Source organism: Mesorhizobium sp. M1252, assembly GCF_040318265.1.
Lineage (GTDB): Bacteria > Pseudomonadota > Alphaproteobacteria > Rhizobiales > Rhizobiaceae > Mesorhizobium.
Genome location: NZ_JAMYLX010000025.1, coordinates 41348 through 58787 on the forward strand (window position 1 = coordinate 41348; position 17440 = coordinate 58787).

8 protein-coding genes are annotated in these 17440 nt (G+C 64.8%); 2 read left to right on the forward strand and 6 right to left on the reverse strand.

Features of this window, described 5'->3' with window-relative positions:
- Positions 1–264: 264 nt before the first annotated feature.
- The 6 genes from NKH22_RS29545 to hutI form a co-directional block, all read right to left on the reverse strand.
- Positions 265–8844, reverse strand: coding sequence for a glycoside hydrolase family 94 protein (locus NKH22_RS29545; protein ID WP_352912155.1), 8580 nt, complete (start codon positions 8842–8844; stop codon positions 265–267).
- A gap of 313 nt (positions 8845–9157) precedes the next feature.
- Positions 9158–9736, reverse strand: a complete 579-nt coding sequence (locus NKH22_RS29550; RefSeq protein ID WP_352912165.1) for a HutD/Ves family protein — start codon at positions 9734–9736, stop codon at positions 9158–9160.
- A 12-nt stretch (positions 9737–9748) separates the two neighbouring features.
- Positions 9749–11419: a urocanate hydratase gene (hutU, locus tag NKH22_RS29555; protein WP_502908614.1), complete on the reverse strand. Its 1671-nt coding sequence runs from the start codon at positions 11417–11419 to the stop codon at positions 9749–9751.
- A gap of 28 nt (positions 11420–11447) precedes the next feature.
- Entirely contained in the window at positions 11448–12260 is an 813-nt protein-coding gene (gene hutG, locus NKH22_RS29560) for an N-formylglutamate deformylase (RefSeq protein WP_352912159.1), read from the reverse strand.
- Between the two features lies 1 nt (position 12261).
- The gene (hutH, locus tag NKH22_RS29565) at positions 12262–13800 is read right to left on the reverse strand and encodes a histidine ammonia-lyase (protein ID WP_023821152.1); all 1539 of its coding nucleotides are present in this window, start codon (positions 13798–13800) and stop codon (positions 12262–12264) included.
- Positions 13797–15032 (reverse strand): imidazolonepropionase, encoded by a 1236-nt coding sequence (hutI, locus tag NKH22_RS29570; RefSeq protein ID WP_023821153.1) that lies wholly within the window; start codon positions 15030–15032, stop codon positions 13797–13799. The genes hutH and hutI overlap by 4 nt, the downstream gene beginning before the upstream one ends.
- Positions 15033–15122: 90 nt before the next feature.
- Between hutI and NKH22_RS29575 the strand changes: the two genes are divergently transcribed.
- Positions 15123–16475 (forward strand): formimidoylglutamate deiminase, encoded by a 1353-nt coding sequence (locus NKH22_RS29575; protein ID WP_352912161.1) that lies wholly within the window; start codon positions 15123–15125, stop codon positions 16473–16475.
- The gene (gene hutC, locus NKH22_RS29580; RefSeq protein WP_023698022.1) at positions 16472–17212 is read left to right on the forward strand and encodes a histidine utilization transcriptional repressor HutC; all 741 of its coding nucleotides are present in this window, start codon (positions 16472–16474) and stop codon (positions 17210–17212) included. The genes NKH22_RS29575 and hutC overlap by 4 nt, the downstream gene beginning before the upstream one ends.
- The last annotated feature ends 228 nt before the right edge of the window (positions 17213–17440 follow it).

The window sequence follows — 17440 nt, forward strand, 5'->3', positions numbered from 1 at the left end:
CCGTCTACCTCTTCCGTTCCCATTCTGCGAACAAAAGATGACGACGTTGCGAAATCTGCCGTGATCACCTAACGGTTTGAGATAAAAGGTGAAATGTCAGTCTTGCGGCAAAATCATGGCAGCATCTAGCGCTGCCACATTTTTAATCACTGCACGCTTGACCCGCCGGTATCCGGGAAGGCACGCCGTACTGCGCCAGGAGCATGCCCAAGTAGAAAACGCGCGCCTCGAAAGGCGCGCGTCAATAACCTGAAGCCTTTGATTTTACGAGGGTATCTTGACGACCACCTCGGTCTTGTCGCCGGCTTTCGGCTGAAAACCGGAAGATTTTGTCTTGGTTCCATTGACTTCGAGCGAGATGGATTTGGCCTTTTTGTCGCGGATGACGCGAACCTTGATCTCCGACCCCAGCATCTTCAGCGTGGCAGAATAGCCGTCCCAATGGCTGGGCAGTTTCGGCCGGAACGTGATCTGCTTGCCCCGCCGCTCAATGCCCAGAATGCCTTCGACCGCAGCACGGTAGAGCCATCCCGCTGAGCCCGTATACCAGGTCCAGCCGCCGCGACCGCCCTTGTCCTCACCGGAATAGATGTCGGCGGCGACGACGTACGGCTCGACGCGATAATGCTCGGCCGATGCATCGTCGAGCGCATGGTTGACCGGGTTCAGCATCGAGAAGCAGCGATAGGCATCGTCGGTGCGGCCCATTTCGGCGAGCGCGATCACGAACCAGGTCGCCGCATGGGTGTACTGGCCGCCGTTCTCGCGCACGCCCGGCGGATAACTCTTGATGTAACCAGGGTCCTTTCTCGTGTTCTGGAAGGCCGGGGTAAACAGTTTGACGATCTTGAGCTTGTCGTCGACCAGCAGGTTCGTCGCCTGCTGCATCGCCGTGGTCGAGCGCGCGGGGTCGCCCTCGCCGGAGAGCACGCTCCACGACTGCGCGATGGAGTCGATCTTGCACTCGTCCGAATTGTGCGAGCCAAGCGGCGTGCCGTCATCGTAGCTGCCGCGGCGATACCACTGGCCGTCCCAGGCGGTGCTTTCCAGCGCCCGCTTCAGCACATCGGCGTGTTTTGTCCAGGCCTGCGCCCGCTTGGTGTCGCCCTGCCCCTTGGCCACGGTGGTAAAGTCGCCCAGCGTCTTCAAAAGGAACCAGCCGAGCCAGACACTCTCCCCCTTGCCGGCTTCGCCGACGCGGTTCATGCCGTCGTTCCAGTCGCCGCCGAGGATCAGCGGCAGCCCGGCCGGGCTGCTGCGCTTGACCGCAAGGTCGAGCGCGCGCGCGCAATGGTCGTAAAGCGAAGCGTTCGTCTTGGAGATTTCCGGCGTGAAGAAGGCGTCGTGCTCGCCCTCGCCCAACACCTGCCCGTCGATGAAAGGCAGCTGCTCCTTCAGGATCCCTGTATCGCCGGTCACCTCGATGTAGCGATTGGTGGCATGCGCCAGCCAGACCACATCGTCGGAGATCATGGTGCGCACGCCGGCGTCGGTGCGCGGCAACCACCAATGCTGGACGTCGCCTTCGGGGAACTGCCGGCGCGCCGCATTGAGGATCTGGTCGCGCGCCAGTTTCGGATCATGCGCAAGCAGGGCCAGCGTGTCCTGCAGCTGGTCGCGGAAGCCGAAGGCGCCGCTTGCCTGATAAAAGGCCGAGCGGGCGCGGATGCGGCAGGCCAGGCTCTGATAGGGCAGCCAGTGATTGACCATGGCGTCGAGCGCCTTGTCGGGCGTCTCTACCTGGATGGTGTCGAGGAAGCCGCGCCAGACGCGTTCATTGTCGGCCAGCCGCTGGTCGAAATCCTTGCCCGAATGGGTCTGCACCAACGCGCTCGCTTCGGCTGATGTAGCGGCGTCGCCAAGCAGCCAGACCAGCGTGACGTCGCCGCCGGCAGGGATGTCGATGTCGCTGGCGACAGCTGCGCACGGATCGTCGCCGGCCTCGACGCGGCCCGACAGGCCGGCGCCGCTGACGACCGCGTGCGGGAAGGCGCTGGTGCCCTGCCTGCCGATGAACTCGCCACGATCGGCTGTCACCGAATGCACCGGACCGGTGGCGGCCAGGAAGGCCACCCGGTCGCCGAAATCGAGACCGTAGGGGTTTTGCGCCAGAAGCGCGCCGGTCGCTGGATCCCTGGACGGGATGATGGTCGCAGCCGTGCTCGAGCGATGGCTGCCGAGAACCCATTCGGCATAGGCATAGACGCGCAGCCGCGCCGGCGCCGAGCCTGAGTTCTGGATGCGCAGCCGCGTGATCTTCACTGGATCGACGGGATCGACGACGTGCGTCAGATCCATCGACAGCGGGCCGCGTTTGGACCGGAAGGTGGAGAAGCCCTGGCCGTGCCATGTCTCATAGGTCATCGAGGGATCGCGGACCACGGCAGCCAGCGGCGAGAATGCCTTGCCGCTGGCCTGATCGTAGATGTAGATGCCCTCGCCCGGCCGGTTGGTGACCGGATCATTCGACCATGGCGTCAGCTGGTAATCGCGGCTGTTGCGGCTCCAGGTGAAGGCAGCGCCTTCGGCCGAGACATGGAATCCGAACGAGGCGTTCGAGACGACGTTGATCCAGGGCTGCGGCGTCGAGCGCCGCCCGGCAAGGCGGGTGACATAGTGGCGGCCGTCGCCCTCGAAACCGCCAAAGCCGTTCCATTGGCTGAGGCCGCTGCCGTCGGCGCTGCTGTCGGACGCGGCATGGTATGCAGGCGCCGCCGGCACCGGCAGAGACGGCTCGCGCAGCGACGCGGGGGGCGCCGGCTGCAGGGCATCGCGTGCTTGCAAGGCTGCCGCCTCGGCGCGTTCGATCTGGTCGAAGATGGTGCCGTTGCGGGTGTGCAGAACCACGCGGGCAACCGCCAGCAGCGTCTTGTAGGTCGCCTCGTCCATCAGGTCGCGGCGCACGGCGAAGATGTGCTGGCGCGGCCCGAGTTCCTTGCCGCGCAGGCGGCTGTTTTCGCACAGCGTCTCGACCGCGCGCTGCAGGTCCTGGACATAGGACGATGCCTGCTCGTTGACGACCACGAAGTCGATCATCATGCCGCGGGCGCGCATATACTCCTGGAAGCGCAGCGCCTGGGCGACAATTTCGAGGTCGGCCACGTCGCCGATGCGGACCAGGAAGATCGGGAAATCGCCCGAAATGCTGGTCGGCCACAGGCTGGACTGCTTGCCCAGCCCCGAAGCGATGGATTCGCCGGGCAGGCGCAGGAACGGATCGGGATAGATCAGGAAACGCGCCAGCTTCTGCACATTGGCGGCGTCGGTCAGGCTGAGACCAAGATGGCGGGTCTGCACCTGCGAACGCGTCCAGGCAAGCATCGCCTGGCGAGCAAAACTTTCGGGATGGTCGAGCCTGGCGATGGCCTCGTCCAGTTCGGCGCGGTTGGCGCCGACGGCGGTCCAGAAGGTCAGCGATATCTTCTTGTTGGCCGGCACCCGCACCTGGCGGCGCAGGGCCGCTACCGGATCGAGGGTGAAGCCGTGGTGACCGCCAAGCTTGGCGCCGGGATCGAAGGCCGCCGCTTCCGCGATGGTACGGCCACGGCCGATGAAGGCACGGCGGTCGGTTTCGGCCTCGGCATCGCGCGCCGACCCGGACGGATCGGTGACGAAATGCACCATGGTGACGTCAGGCTCGTTCTTGTCGCGCTTGCGCCTGGTGGCAAAGATGGCACCGTTGTTGGCAGCGATCTCGGTCTCGATAAACATTTTCGAGAACGCAGGATGGGCATTGTCGGACGCTTCGTTGCCCAGCACCAGCTCGGCAAAGGAGGTCACCTCGATATGCCGGTCAGTGGCGCCGTCATTGTAGAGCGTGACGCGCCGTCCCTCGCCATTGCCTTCCGAGATGACGATGCATTCGACCTCCGAACGCAGCGAGCCCACTGTTTTGACGAAGCTCGCCTTGTCGTCGGAAAACAGCGTCTGCACTCTCTCGCCGGTCGCCTGCTTCGGCTCCGCGGTGGCCGACCACCAGTCGCCGCTGCCGGCGTCGCGCAGGAAGATGTAGGAGCCGAGCCGGTCTTCGGTCGGATCGGGCTGCCAACGGGTGACGGCGAGTTCGCCCCAGCGGCTGTAACCGGAACCGGTGGCCGAGACCATGACGGAGTAGCGGCCATTGGACATGACGCTGGTGGCGCGCAACGCCCTCAGCGGGTCGAGGACGATGCGCGAATCCGGGCTCTCGACCTCGGTCTCGTCCTTCGAGCGCTCGTCGGCTTCGGTCCTGACCGTGGCGGTCGGGATGTCGCGCGGCGCCCTCTCCTGCAGCAGGAGTTCGGCAGACTCGATCACCGGATCGCTGTGAAAGCGGTCGCGCAGCCGGCCCTCGAAGATGGCGTCGGCAACGGCGGCGATCGACATGCCGGAGTGATGCGCCATGTAGTTCAGGACAACGGCATGGTCGGTGCCTTCCGGCACGCGCTGCGGCGTGAAGTCGACGGCGTCGTAAAAGCCATGCCGGCCGAGAGCGCCGATGGAGCGCAGCCTGGCCAAATTCTGGACGGATTCGCGCGGTGTGAACTGCGCCGCGAGGATCGTGGCGTAAGGCGCGATCACCGTGTTCTGGCCAAGGCCACGCTTGAGCCCAAGTCCGGGCACGCCGAAATTGGTATACTGGTAGGTCAGTTCGCGGTCGCGGGCATTGTAGGCCGCTTCCGAAATGCCCCAGGGCACGTTCTTCGAACGCGCGTACTGGATCTGACGCTTGATGATCAGCTTGCTGGTCTGGTTGAGGATCGAGCCCTGCGGTTCCTTCATCACCAGTGGCGGCATCAGATACTCGAACATCGAGCCCGACCAGGACATCAGCGCACCCTGGAAGCCGATCTCGACGATCGGCCTTCCAAGCCGGAACCAATGCTCCGTCGGCAGGTCACCCTTGGCGATGGCGAACAGGCTGGTCAGCCGCGCCTCGGAGGCGAGCAGATCGTAGCAGCTCTCATCGAGCTGATGCTCCTCGACCCGGTAGCCGATCGACAGCAGTTTGCGCTCCTGACGCATCAGGAAAGAGAAATCCATCTCGAAGGCATAGCGGCGGCAGCGTTCGCGCAGCGCCAGCAGCTTGGCGCGCAAGGCTTCGACGGCGTTTTCGTCGCTGTGCGAGTCATGCACATGCGCCTCGCAGGTCGCTTCCAGCCGTGCCGCCCAGTCGGCGATAATGTCGCTGCGCTGCGATCCGGCCTCGGTGTGGATGGCGGTGGCGAGCTTGCGGATCTCGCCGGCAAGCACGGCCAGGTTAATGGTGCGGATCGAGGCCATCTCCGGCTGCGCCTTGATGGTCATGACGGCGCGCCGCATGCCATCGAGGCGATCGGCCAGACGCTGGCGCAACGGCCGCAGTTGCCGGCGGTCGTCAGGCAATTCCTCGAGGCTCTCGTCGAGGATACTCACCGTGTCGAGGACGCCTTCGAAATCGCCCTGCAGGTGAACGGACGGGGCTTCCGCCCATTCGGCGCAGGCAGCCGCCACCGCGACCAGATGTCCGGCGAGATTGCCGCTGTCGACGGCGGAGATGTAGAGCGGATAGAGCGGTTTGAGCGTCGTGGTGTCGTACCAGTTGAAGAGGTGGCCACGGTTGCGCGGCATGCTCTCGATGGTCGTCATGGTGGCGTCGATCCGGGTGATGGCGTCGGAGAGCGCAATCCAGCCGAAATCGCGTGCCGACACCACCGACAGCAGGTAGACGCCGATATTGGTCGGCGACGTCCGCGGCGCTACAACCGGCGCCGGGCTTTCCTGGAAATTGTCGGGCGGCAGATTGTGGTGCTCGGCCGTGACGAAGGTTTCGAAATAATGCCAGGTGCGGCGCGCCACGGTGCGCAGCGCGTGGATGTCGGCCTGCGATATGCGCAGGCGGTCCTCGGTCTCGGCCGAGCGGCTGATCCAGCAGGCAACCGCCGGCGAACCGATCCAGAACAGAGCGAAGAAGAAGGCGACGAAGGCACCGGTGGAATCGGCCAGCACGGGGATAGCGAGACCGACGACGCCGATGATCACGGCGCCATACATCATGCTGTAATAGGAGCCGATATCGTTGTCGCCGCCCTTGTGCGCCTGCGACGCGGTGCGCCATTCCAGCAGGTTCTGGCGGCTGACGAACAGGCGGTAGAGCGTGCGCACGATGGCGTCGCCCATCATCCAGGCATTGTGCGCCATCAACAGCACTTTCAGCGCCACAAGGGCCGTGCCGAAGACGGTGTCGTGCGCCAGTGCGGAGAAATGGCCGCGCGGCGTCTGGTCGCCGCTCTTGGGCAGGATGGCGTTGACGACATCGAAGGTCGGCGCCATGAACAGCGACAGGATCAGCAGCGCCTGCCACTGCGCGGCCTGCGTGAAGGGCAGTAGCGTCCAGCCGGCGATCGCCGCCATCACCCAGAAGATCGGGGTCAGCGAGCGGCGCAGATTGTCGACCATCTTCCAGCGCGACAGCGCCGGCACGCCGGAACGCGGCGAGAAGATGAAGCGCAGCAGCTGCCAGTCGCCGCGCGCCCAGCGGTGGTGGCGCGAGGCGTCGACCGAGTAGCGGGTAGGATAGTCCTCGACCAGTTCGACGTCGGTGACAAGTGCTGCGCGCGCCAGCGCACCTTCGAGCAGATCGTGGCTGAGGACGGTGTTTTCCTCGATGCGGCCCTGCAGCGCCGCCTCGAAAGCGTCGACGTGATAAAGGCCCTTGCCGGTGAAGGAGCCGTCGCTGAAGACGTCCTGGTAGAGATCCGAGACGGCAAAGACGTAAGGATCGAGACCGCTGTTGGACGAGAAGACGCGCTGGAAGAAAGAAGCGTCGTCGCCGCTGGTGAGCGAGGCTGTGATGCGCGGCTGCAGAATGGTGTAGCCGGCGGTAACGACGCGCTTTGTCGCGTCGAAATGCGGGCGGTTGAGCGGATGGGCGAGCTTGCCGACCAGTGACGACACGGCGTCGCGCGTGGTGCGCGTGTCGGCGTCGAGCGTCATGACATAGACGACCTTTTCCGGCAGCGGCACGTCGAGCGGCAGGAAGGTGGTGTCGCTGTCGCCGCGCAAGAGAAGGTTCAGCTCATGCAGCTTGCCGCGCTTGCGCTCCCAGCCCATCCAGGCGCCCTGCGCCTGGTTGTAGAGCCGGCGGCGATGCAGGATATAGAAACGCGGCGCGCCTTCCGAGGGATAACGGGCATTGAGCCTGGCGATCTCGTCGCGCGCATATTGCAGGATCTCGATGTCGGCGGCGTCGATCTCGGTCTTGGAATCCGGCCAGTCGGACAGCAGCGCGAAATGGATTTCTTCGGCCGTGTTGGCGAGGTGATGCACCTCGATGTTGCGGATGTTTTCCTCGACATCATCGCGCGAGCCGATCAGCGACGGCACCACGACCAAGGTGCGTGATGCCGCCGGAATGCCGTGCTTGTAATCATAGCCGACGAGCCGCGTCGGCTTCAGGAACAGTGAAACAACGGTGTTGAAGAAGGCGAGCGCGCCTTCGCTGGCAGGCACCGCAAACAGCGCCAGCATCAGCGTGATGGATTCCACCGACAGGCCGAGATGGGCAAGCGCATTGCCGGAGACAACCAGCAGTAGCACCGTCAGCAGGAAGACCGGCACAACGATGCCGAGCCAGCCCGTGGCGGTGAAGGCGCGCTTGAAGGTCACATGGAAGGGCGGCCGATAGCCGATCGCCTTTTCCAGATCCGGCCGGCGCGGGCCGACCAGGAAGAAGCCGACATCGGTATGCATGGCCGGATCGGCTGATGCATCCGGCACGCCGGAGGCATCGGTGACCCCGGGAACATGGCTGGCCAGCTCGATGGCCTTTTCGGCGACACGGAATTCGGACAGGTCGGAGCGGCGCGCCAGTTGCTCGATCGACGTGCGGTACTGGTCGCGCGAAAAGAAATCGAGCGCGGCGAAATCGGTGCGCTCGCGCAACAGCGTGTCGATGCGGCTGACGCCCTCGAACCACACTGTCCAGTCGACGTCGTTGATGAGGCGCAGGCCGCGGATGATGTTGCCGGTGGTGACATTGCCGCTGGACAGGGTGCGATGCTCGGAAATGATGATTTCCTCGGCGTCGGAGCCGGTTTTCTCGAGCTCGACCTCCAGCCATTCCAGCGCCCTGCCGGCATTCTGCGAGCCGTCGCGCAGACGGTAGAGCAACTGGGTGGCGAAGGTGGTGTCCTGCGCATGCGCGCCGTAGCCCGACAGGATCTTCCGGCGGTCTGCATTGTCGTCGGTCGCCAGCACGCGGTCGGCGACCTCGTTGGCGATATGGCGCATCTGCCTGGTGCGGTCGACGCGCACGGCGATGCGGCGCAGATTCTCGATCAAAACGAAGCGCAGCAGCGACGGCAGCGCCCAGAGCTCGCCGATCTTGAGCGGCTCGACCGACTGAAAACCCTCGACGATGGATTTGAACATGGTCGCCGAAACCGAACTGTCGGAATGGGCGACATAGCTCCAGGCCAGGGCCAGCGCGCGCGGCACCGCGGCGCGATCGGCCACTTCCAGGGTCGGCAACTGCCGGTAGAAACGGCGCGGCAGGTCGCGCTTGACCTGAAAAATGGTCTCCTCGACGAGATAATTGTTGTCGAGCAGCCATTGCGCGGCAGGCGTGATGGTTTCGCCCTTGGCCTGGGCGGCATTGGTCGAGCGGTAGACTTCGAGGATTTTCTTGGCGCTGTCGCGGATGCGGGCCTGGAAATCGAACTGCGTCAGGCCGAACAGGTCCTTGATGTCGCCCTTGGCGAGGCTTTCGCCCAGCGCGCGCAGCCGCTCTTCGGGCAGGAAATTGGAGCGTATCGGCTCTTCGGTGATGACCGGGAAGCCGGCGCTGGACTTTTCGATATGGGCAGGATTTGTCTGGATATTCATTGAAAATTCCGCATGGGGGACGCGATGCGGCGCCACCGCCACGGCAATGTCCCTAAAACCGATTCAAATGCAATTGGTTGCATGATTACACTGGCCGAAAGTTTTGCTTCGCACCACGCTAGAGGCGTTATCCCTTCGACATTTTAAGTGGGGCTTTCGACAACTTAAGGACGAGCACCCCTGCCCTCCCGTCCGCCTTGGAACGACGGAAGGATTCTGGCTTTTTCGTGATCCAGACAACAGCTTACGCCAGATTTCTCCGGCGTGCGATCATGTTTGGCAACAGGCGTTAATCGTTGTGCTGGCGGTGCGGCTAGCCCAGGCTGGCTATCCGGACGACGAACACGATCGTCGGCCGCACCGGTTCAAGCCGCAGTTTCGCGGCCTGCGGTCCGAGCAACAGCGTGTCGCGAGGTCCAAGGCGCGACGATGTCGCGCCGGTCACGCCGACCTCACCGTCGAACGGCAGGATCAGGGTCATAGCGCTGGTCGGCCGGATATCGGTCGGAACCGAAACTATCAGACGCTGGACCGAGTGCGTTGCCCGCCCGCGGCGGGTCATGACGTTGAGGTCGGTGATCGGACCGGAGATCAGCGCGGCCGTGGTCGGCACATCGGCCGGGAAGGACAGCGGGGCGGAAGCCGCCGTCACTTCGGCCGGCCGCCGGCCAGCAATGTCGAGGACGATGCCCTCGCCTTCCAGCACGGCCAGCGTGCGGTCGACGCCGGCAAAGCCCGAGAACGGGCCGCTGCCCTCGACCCGCGCCATCGAAACGCGCCAGTCGAAATCGTCCAGCCCGGCGCCGTCCGGCGAGACGGCGATCTCGGTGGTCGTGCCGCCGCCATTCTTCCACGGCATGACGCGGTAGTCGGCGGCCCGTAGGATGCGCATCATTTAAGCCAATCAGCCTAAAATACCGGGCAGATTGAGCTGGTGCTCCTTCGCGCACTCGATGGCGATGTCGTAGCCGGCATCGGCGTGGCGCATGACGCCTGTCGCCGGATCGTTCCACAACACGCGCTGCAGGCGCCTTGCGGCGTCCGGCGTGCCGTCGGCGACGATGACCATGCCGGCATGCTGCGAGAAGCCCATGCCGACGCCACCGCCATGATGCAGCGACACCCAGGTTGCGCCCGACGCGGTGTTGAGCAACGCATTGAGCAGCGGCCAGTCGGAGACGGCGTCGGAGCCGTCCATCATCGCTTCCGTCTCGCGGTTGGGCGAAGCCACCGAGCCGGAATCGAGGTGGTCGCGGCCGATGACGACGGGCGCCTTGAGTTCGCCCCTGGCCACCATCTCGTTGAAGGCGAGCCCCAGCCTGTGGCGGTCGCCGAGGCCGACCCAGCAGATGCGCGCCGGCAGGCCCTGAAAGGCGATGCGCTCACGTGCCATGTCCAGCCAGTTGTGCAGATGGGTGTTGCCGGGGGTGAGTTCGCGCACCTTGGCGTCCGTCTTGTAGATATCCTCGGGATCGCCCGAAAGAGCAGCCCAGCGGAACGGGCCGATGCCGCGGCAGAACAGCGGCCTTATATAGGCCGGCACGAAACCCGGGAAAGCAAAGGCGTTCTCGAAGCCTTCGTCCTTGGCGACCTGGCGGATGTTGTTGCCATAGTCGAGCGTCGGCACGCCGGCATTCCAGAACGCGACCATCGCCTCGACATGCTCGCGCATTGAGGCGCGGGCGGCCTTCTCGACAGCCTTGGGGTCGGAGACGCGCTTCTCGCGCCACTCAGCCATCGTCCAGCCCTTGGGCAGATAGCCGTTAATCGGGTCATGCGCCGAGGTCTGGTCGGTGACCATGTCGGGGCGGATGCCCCGCTTGAACATTTCCGGCACGATGTCGGCCGCATTGCCGAGCAGGCCGACCGACTTCGCCTCGCCGGCCTTGGTCCAGCGCTCGATCATTTCCATCGCTTCGTCGAGCGTCTCGGCCTTCTCGTCGACATAGCGGGTGCGCAGCCGGAAATCGATCGAGTCCGGATTGCATTCGATGGCGAGGCAGCAGGCGCCGGCCATGACGGCGGCAAGCGGCTGGGCGCCGCCCATGCCGCCGAGGCCGCCGGTCAGGATCCATTTGCCCGTAAGGTTGCCATTGTAGTGCTGGCGGCCGGCCTCGACGAAGGTCTCGTAGGTGCCCTGCACGATGCCTTGCGTGCCGATATAGATCCAGGAGCCGGCCGTCATCTGGCCGTACATCATCAGGCCTTTTTTATCGAGCTCGTTGAATTTATCCCAGGTCGCCCAATGCGGCACGATGTTGGAGTTGGCGATCAGCACGCGCGGCGCATCGGTGTGCGTCCGGAAGACGCCGACCGGCTTGCCGGACTGGACCAGCAGCGTCTCGTCTTCATTGAGGGTCTTCAACGAGGCGACGATGCTGTCGAAATCGTTCCAGGTGCGCGCGGCCCGGCCGATGCCGCCATAGACGACGAGCTCATTGGGGTTTTCGGCGACATCGGGATCGAGGTTGTTCATCAGCATGCGCAGCGGCGCTTCGGTCGTCCAGTATTTGGCGTTGAGCTTGTCGCCGCGGGGCGCGCGCACTTCGCGGATGTTGTGGCGAGGATTGTTCATCATTGTCCCTTTGGAGTAAGGCGGCGTCTCAGCGCCCGGCCCAGTCAATGGCGGATTGGAGGATTTTCGTCAGTGTGGCGCGCATCGGCGCGGCGAACTCGGCATCATAAGGCACCGGCCAATTGTCCGGTTCGCCCTTGCCCTCGGGCTCGCGCAAATAGCCGCGATCGGCAAGTTCCATCTGCAGCGCATGGTAGCCGCCTTGCGGATTGCCGAAATAGCGGGTGATCCAGCCGCCCTTGAAACGACCGTTGATGACATTGCTTTCACCGCTCTCGGCCATGATCTGACCAACCAGCGCCTGCAGCGTAGGATCCGCGGTCTGGCCGTCATTGGTGCCGAGATTGAATACCGGCAGCGTGCCGTAGAACAGGCGCGGCAGCACCGACCGGATCGAGTGGCAATCGTAAATGACGACCTTCTCATGCAGGCCGCGCAGCCTGACGGCCTGGGCCGCCAGCATTTCATGGTAAGGCACGAAATACGCTATGCGGCGCTGGTCTATCTCCGACGGCGTTGGTTCCGCGCCGGGCAGATACAGCGGATCGCCGTCGAAGGTCTCGGTCGGGCATAGCGTCGTTGTCGTCTGCCCGGGATAGAGCGAGGCGCCGGAAGGATCGCGGTTGACGTCGATGACGGTGCGCGAGATCGACGTGTGCACGACAGTCGCGCCAAGGCCGGCGGCAAAATCGTAGAGATTGTCGATCCACCAGTCGCAATCGCGGCGGCCGAGCCAGGGCGAGACCAGCCGATTGTCGATGCCGGCGAGATCGGTACCCGTGTGGGGGATCGACACCAACAGGGGTGCCGTGCCTTCGGTCACTGTCAGCCAGTCGGTCATGTCAGACTCCCGAGATCGAAGGCAATGTCACCGCGCTCGCAGCCTTGATGGCAGCGCCGCTGCGCACCATGGCGATGGCTTTTTCCATGTCAGGGTGGAAATGCCGGTCATTGTCGAGATGCGGCACCTCGGCGCGGACCAGCTTGCGAACAGCTTCCAGAGCTGCACTCGACGCCAGCGGCGCATGGAAATCGCAGCCCTGCGCGGCGGCCAGGAGTTCGATGCCGATGACGGCCGTGGCGTTTTCGATCATGCCGATCAGCCGGCGAGCGCCGTGTGCGGCCATCGATACATGGTCTTCCTGGTTGGCCGAGGTCGGGATGGAATCGACACTTGCCGGATAGGCCTTCTGCTTGTTCTCAGAGACGAGCGCCGCCGCCGTCACCTGCGGGATCATGAAGCCGGAGTTCAGGCCGGGCTTCGGCGTCAGGAAGGCCGGCATGCCGGACAGCGCGGGGTCTACCAGCATGGCGATGCGGCGCTCCGACAGCGAGCCGATCTCGCAGACGGCAAGCGCGATCATGTCGGCAGCGAAAGCCACCGGCTCGGCGTGGAAATTGCCGCCGGAGAGCGCTGTGTCGTCCTCGGCGAAAATCAGCGGATTGTCAGTGACGCCATTGGCCTCGGTGCCAAGCGTGTCGGCGGCCTGACGCAGCACACTGAGCGCGGCGCCCATCACCTGCGGCTGGCAGCGCAGGCAGTACGGATCCTGCACGCGCTCATCGCCGACGCGGTGCGATTCACGGATGGCGCTGCCGGCCATCAGATTGCGCAGCGCTGCCGCCGTCTCGATCTGGCCCGGGTGTTTTCTGAGGAGATGGATGCGCGGATCGAAGGGTGCATCGGAGCCCTTGGCAGCGTCGGTCGACAGCGCCCCGGCGACCAGCGCCGACTGATACAGCACTTCGGCTTCGAACAGAGCGGCCAGCGCGTAGGCGGTGGAAAACTGCGTCCCGTTGAGCAGCGCCAGACCTTCCTTGGCGCCAAGCGTCACCGGCTCCAGGCCGTGCGAGACGAAAGCGACCTTGGCCGGGAAGCGGCCATGCGGTGTAATGCATTCGCCAACGCCGATCATCACCGCCGTCATGTGCGACAGCGGCGCGAGATCGCCGGAGGCGCCGACCGAGCCTTGCGCCGGCACCACGGGAATGACGTCGTTGGCCACCATCGCTTCCAGCAATTCGATGGTTTGCGGCCGCACGCCCGACGCACCCTGCGCCAGGCTGGCGAGTTTTAGCGCCATCATCAGCCGGACAATCGAAACCGACATCGGCTCGCCGACACCGGCGGCATGCGACAAAACGATGTTGCGTTGCAGGGTTTCCAAATCGGCGGCCGGAATGCGGACGCTGGCCAGTTTGCCGAAGCCGGTATTGATACCATAGACCGGCTCGCCCTTGGCGACGATGCGGGCGACTGCCTCGGCGCTGGCCTTGATTTTTGGCCGGCAGGAGGCGTCGAGCTTCGGCACGGCGCCGCGATAGATAGCGCGCCAGTCGGCCAGCGTCGCATTGCCGGGCTTCAGGTTAAGTTCGGTCATTGTCCTCTCCAGATGCGGGCATGGAGCGGGTTGAAGCCCATGCGGTAGACGAGTTCGGCCGGACGCCCGACGTCCCAGATCGCCAGGTCGGCAGATTTTCCTGCCTCCAGCGTGCCGGTCTGGCCGAGCAATCCCAGCGCGCGGGCAGCCTCGCGAGTGGTGCCGGCCAGGCACTCCTCGACGGTCAGGCCGAAAAGCGTCGCGGCCATGTTCATGGTCAGAAGCAGCGAGGTCAGCGGCGACGTCCCGGGATTGTTGTCGGTGGCGACCGCCATCTTGACGCCGTGCTGGCGGAACAGGCCGACCGGCGGCTTCCTGGTTTCGCGGATGAAATAGTAGGCGCCGGGCAGGATGGTCGCCACGGTGCCGGCCTTGGCCATCGCTGCGGCGCCGGCCTCGTCGGTGTATTCGAGATGGTCGGCCGACAGCGCGCCATAGCGGGCGGCGAGTTCGGCGCCATGCAGGTTGGACAGCTGGTCGGCATGGAGTTTGACCGGCAGGCCAAGCGCCTTGGCCTTGTCGAAGACGCGGGCAATCTGTTCCGGCGAAAAGGCAATGCCCTCGCAAAAGCCGTCTACGGCGTCAGCCAGGCCCCCGGCGGCGATTGCGGGCAGGATCGTGTTGGCGACGAGATCGACAAAAGCGTCCTTGTCGCCTTTTGCTTCCGGCGGCAGCGCATGCGCGCCGAGGAAGGTGGTGCGGACCGTGACCGGGCGTTGCTTGTCCAGCTGCCGCGCGGCGCGAAGCGACTTCTGTTCATTTTCGAGATCGAGCCCGTAACCCGACTTTACCTCTACCGTGGTGACGCCCTCGGCCATCAGCGCATCGAGGCGTGGCAGCGTCTGCGCAACCAGTTCGTCTTCGCTCGCGGCACGCAGGGATTCGACCGAGGAGACGATGCCGCCGCCGGCACGGGCGACTTCTTCATAGGTGGCGCCGGCCAGCCGCATCTCGAACTCGTTGGCACGGTTGCCGGCATGGATGAGATGGGTGTGGCAGTCGATGAGACCGGGCGTGATCCAACGGCCTTCGCAATCGGTAGTCTCGCCGCCCTGAGCCAACGCTGACGGCATGTCGGCTTCCGGACCGGCATAGACGATGAGACCGTCGCGGGCGGCAATCGCGCCCTTGTCGACAATGCCCAGTCCGGCGTCGCCTTCGGCCATGGTTGCCAGGCGCGCATTGCGCCAAAGGTGAAGGCCCCCTGCCCGGCTTTTGTTCTGTGCCGCCATCATCTTTTTCCGTTTGATTGGATGGCGATTATGTATATACATATTGAAAAGCACTGCAAGTGCAATTGTTCAGGGAATGCGGAGAAAAACGTGACGGCGATCTTTGCGGAACAGGCGCTGCTGCCCAATGGCTGGCACGACAAGGTGCGGATTTTGTTGAACGACGGTCGCATCACGGCAGTCGAAGCCGGCACGTCGATACAGGCTGACGACGAACGCCACGCCATTCTGGTGCCGGGCATGCCGAACCTGCACAGCCACGCCTTCCAGCGCGGCATGGCCGGGCTTGCCGAACTGCGCGGTCCCTCCGCCGACAGCTTCTGGAGCTGGCGCGAGGTGATGTACCGCTTCGCGCTGTCGATGACGCCGGACCAGGTCGAGGCGGTCGCCGCCCAGCTTTATGTCGAAATGCTGGAGGCCGGCTTCTCGCGCGTCGGCGAATTTCATTATCTCCACCACGATCGCGACGGAAAACCCTATGCCAACCTTGCCGAGATGGCCGAACGTATTGCCGCGGCCGCCGGCGAAACCGGGATCGGCCTGACGCTGCTGCCGGTGTTTTATGCCCATTCCTCCTTCGGCGGCGCTGCGCCCAACGAAGGCCAGCGGCGATTCATCAACGATGTGAATCGGTTCGAACGCTTGCTTGAGAAAAGCCGCGAATCGGTTCGTGCGTTGAATCAGGCTGTCGTCGGCGTCGCCCCGCACAGCCTGCGCGCCGCGACGCCGGAGGAACTCAGCGCTGTTGCCGCCATTGCGCCGGACGGACCGATCCACATCCACGTCGCCGAGCAGGCGAAGGAGGTCGAGGATTGCCTGGCGTGGTCGGGTGCGCGACCGGTCGAATGGCTGCTCGCCAATGCCGGGATCGACAAGCGTTGGTGCCTGATCCACGCCACCCACATGACCGAGGCTGAGACAACCGGCATGGCCAGAAGCGGCGCCATTGCCGGGCTTTGCCCGATCACCGAGGCCAATCTCGGCGACGGCACCTTTTCAGCACCTCTGTTCATCGAACATGGCGGCCGCTTCGGCGTCGGCTCGGATTCCAACGTGCTGATCGGCCTGCCGGATGAATTGCGCCAGCTCGAATATTCGCAGCGCCTCGCACACCGCGCCCGCAATGTGCTGGCGGTGACCGGCGGCTCGACCGGGCGGGCTCTGTTCGACGCCGCCCTCGATGGCGGCAGCACCGCACTCGGCGCCGGCCCGTCGCGGATCGCCGCCGGCGCCGCGGCTGATTTCGTCTCCCTCGACGAAAACCATCCTTCGCTGGCCGGAAAAAGTGGCGATGCGATCCTCGACGCCTGGATCTTTGCCAATGGCGGCAAGGTCGATTGCGTCTGGGTGCACGGAAAAAAACAGGTCAGCGGCGGCCGGCATGCAGCGCGTGAGACGATCGCCGAGCGCTTTCGCCATGTGATGACGGCGCTTTCGGCATGAGCATATCAGAGACAGCGGCTGTGGAAGGCGGCGGTTCGCTGCACCAGCGCATCCTGTCCGACATCAGCGAGAAAATAATGTCCGGCGCCTGGGCGCCGGGTCACCGCATCCCGTTCGAGCACGAGTTGACGGCCGAATACAATTGCTCGCGCATGACAGTGAACAAGGCGCTGTCGCAACTGGCCAAGGCCGGGCTGATAGAGCGCCGTCGCCGTTCGGGCAGCTTTGTCCGCCAGCCGCAGTCGCAGGCCGCGGTGCTGGAAATCCACGACATCAGGATCGAGGTTGAGTCGCTTGGCCTGGCTTATCGTTACGAGCGCTTGGCGCGGCAGAAAAGGCGCAGCAGCGCCGAGGATCGCGCCTTGCTGGAACTGGACGCAGCCGGACAGGTGCTGGCGCTTGAATGCCGGCATTTCGCCGGCAAGCGGCCATTCGCGCACGAACAGCGGCTGATCAATCTCGCCGCCGTCGCGGAAGCCGCCGAGGAGGAGTTTCTCGACATCGCCCCCGGCCCTTGGCTGATCGGCCGCGTGCCATGGAGTGAGGCCGAGCACCGCATCCGCGCGGTGGCGGCCGACAGGCATATTGCCGAAGCCCTCGACGTCGCAACCGGCGCACCGTGCCTGGTGGTCGAACGCCGGACCTGGAGCGCGGAGCACCCGGTGACGCAGGTGAGGTTCACTTATGCCGCGGAGAGCCACACGCTGGTGGCGCGGTTCAGGCCTTCGCAGGGGTGATTACCCTCCCCTCGGGGGAGGGTCGCGGAGCAAGTGCCGCAAGGCGGCACTGGTGACGCGGGGTGGGGTCGGTGCAGCCTCGCCGGCCCCCCCCCCCCCCCCCCCCCCGCCCGGGGGGGGCCCCCGGGGTTCCTGGTGGCTATATAAACAAACCCCCCCCTCCGGCGCCGGGCGCCCCCCCGCAATGCGGTGCACAGACTGCTCGCCAACACCGACGATGTTATCGGC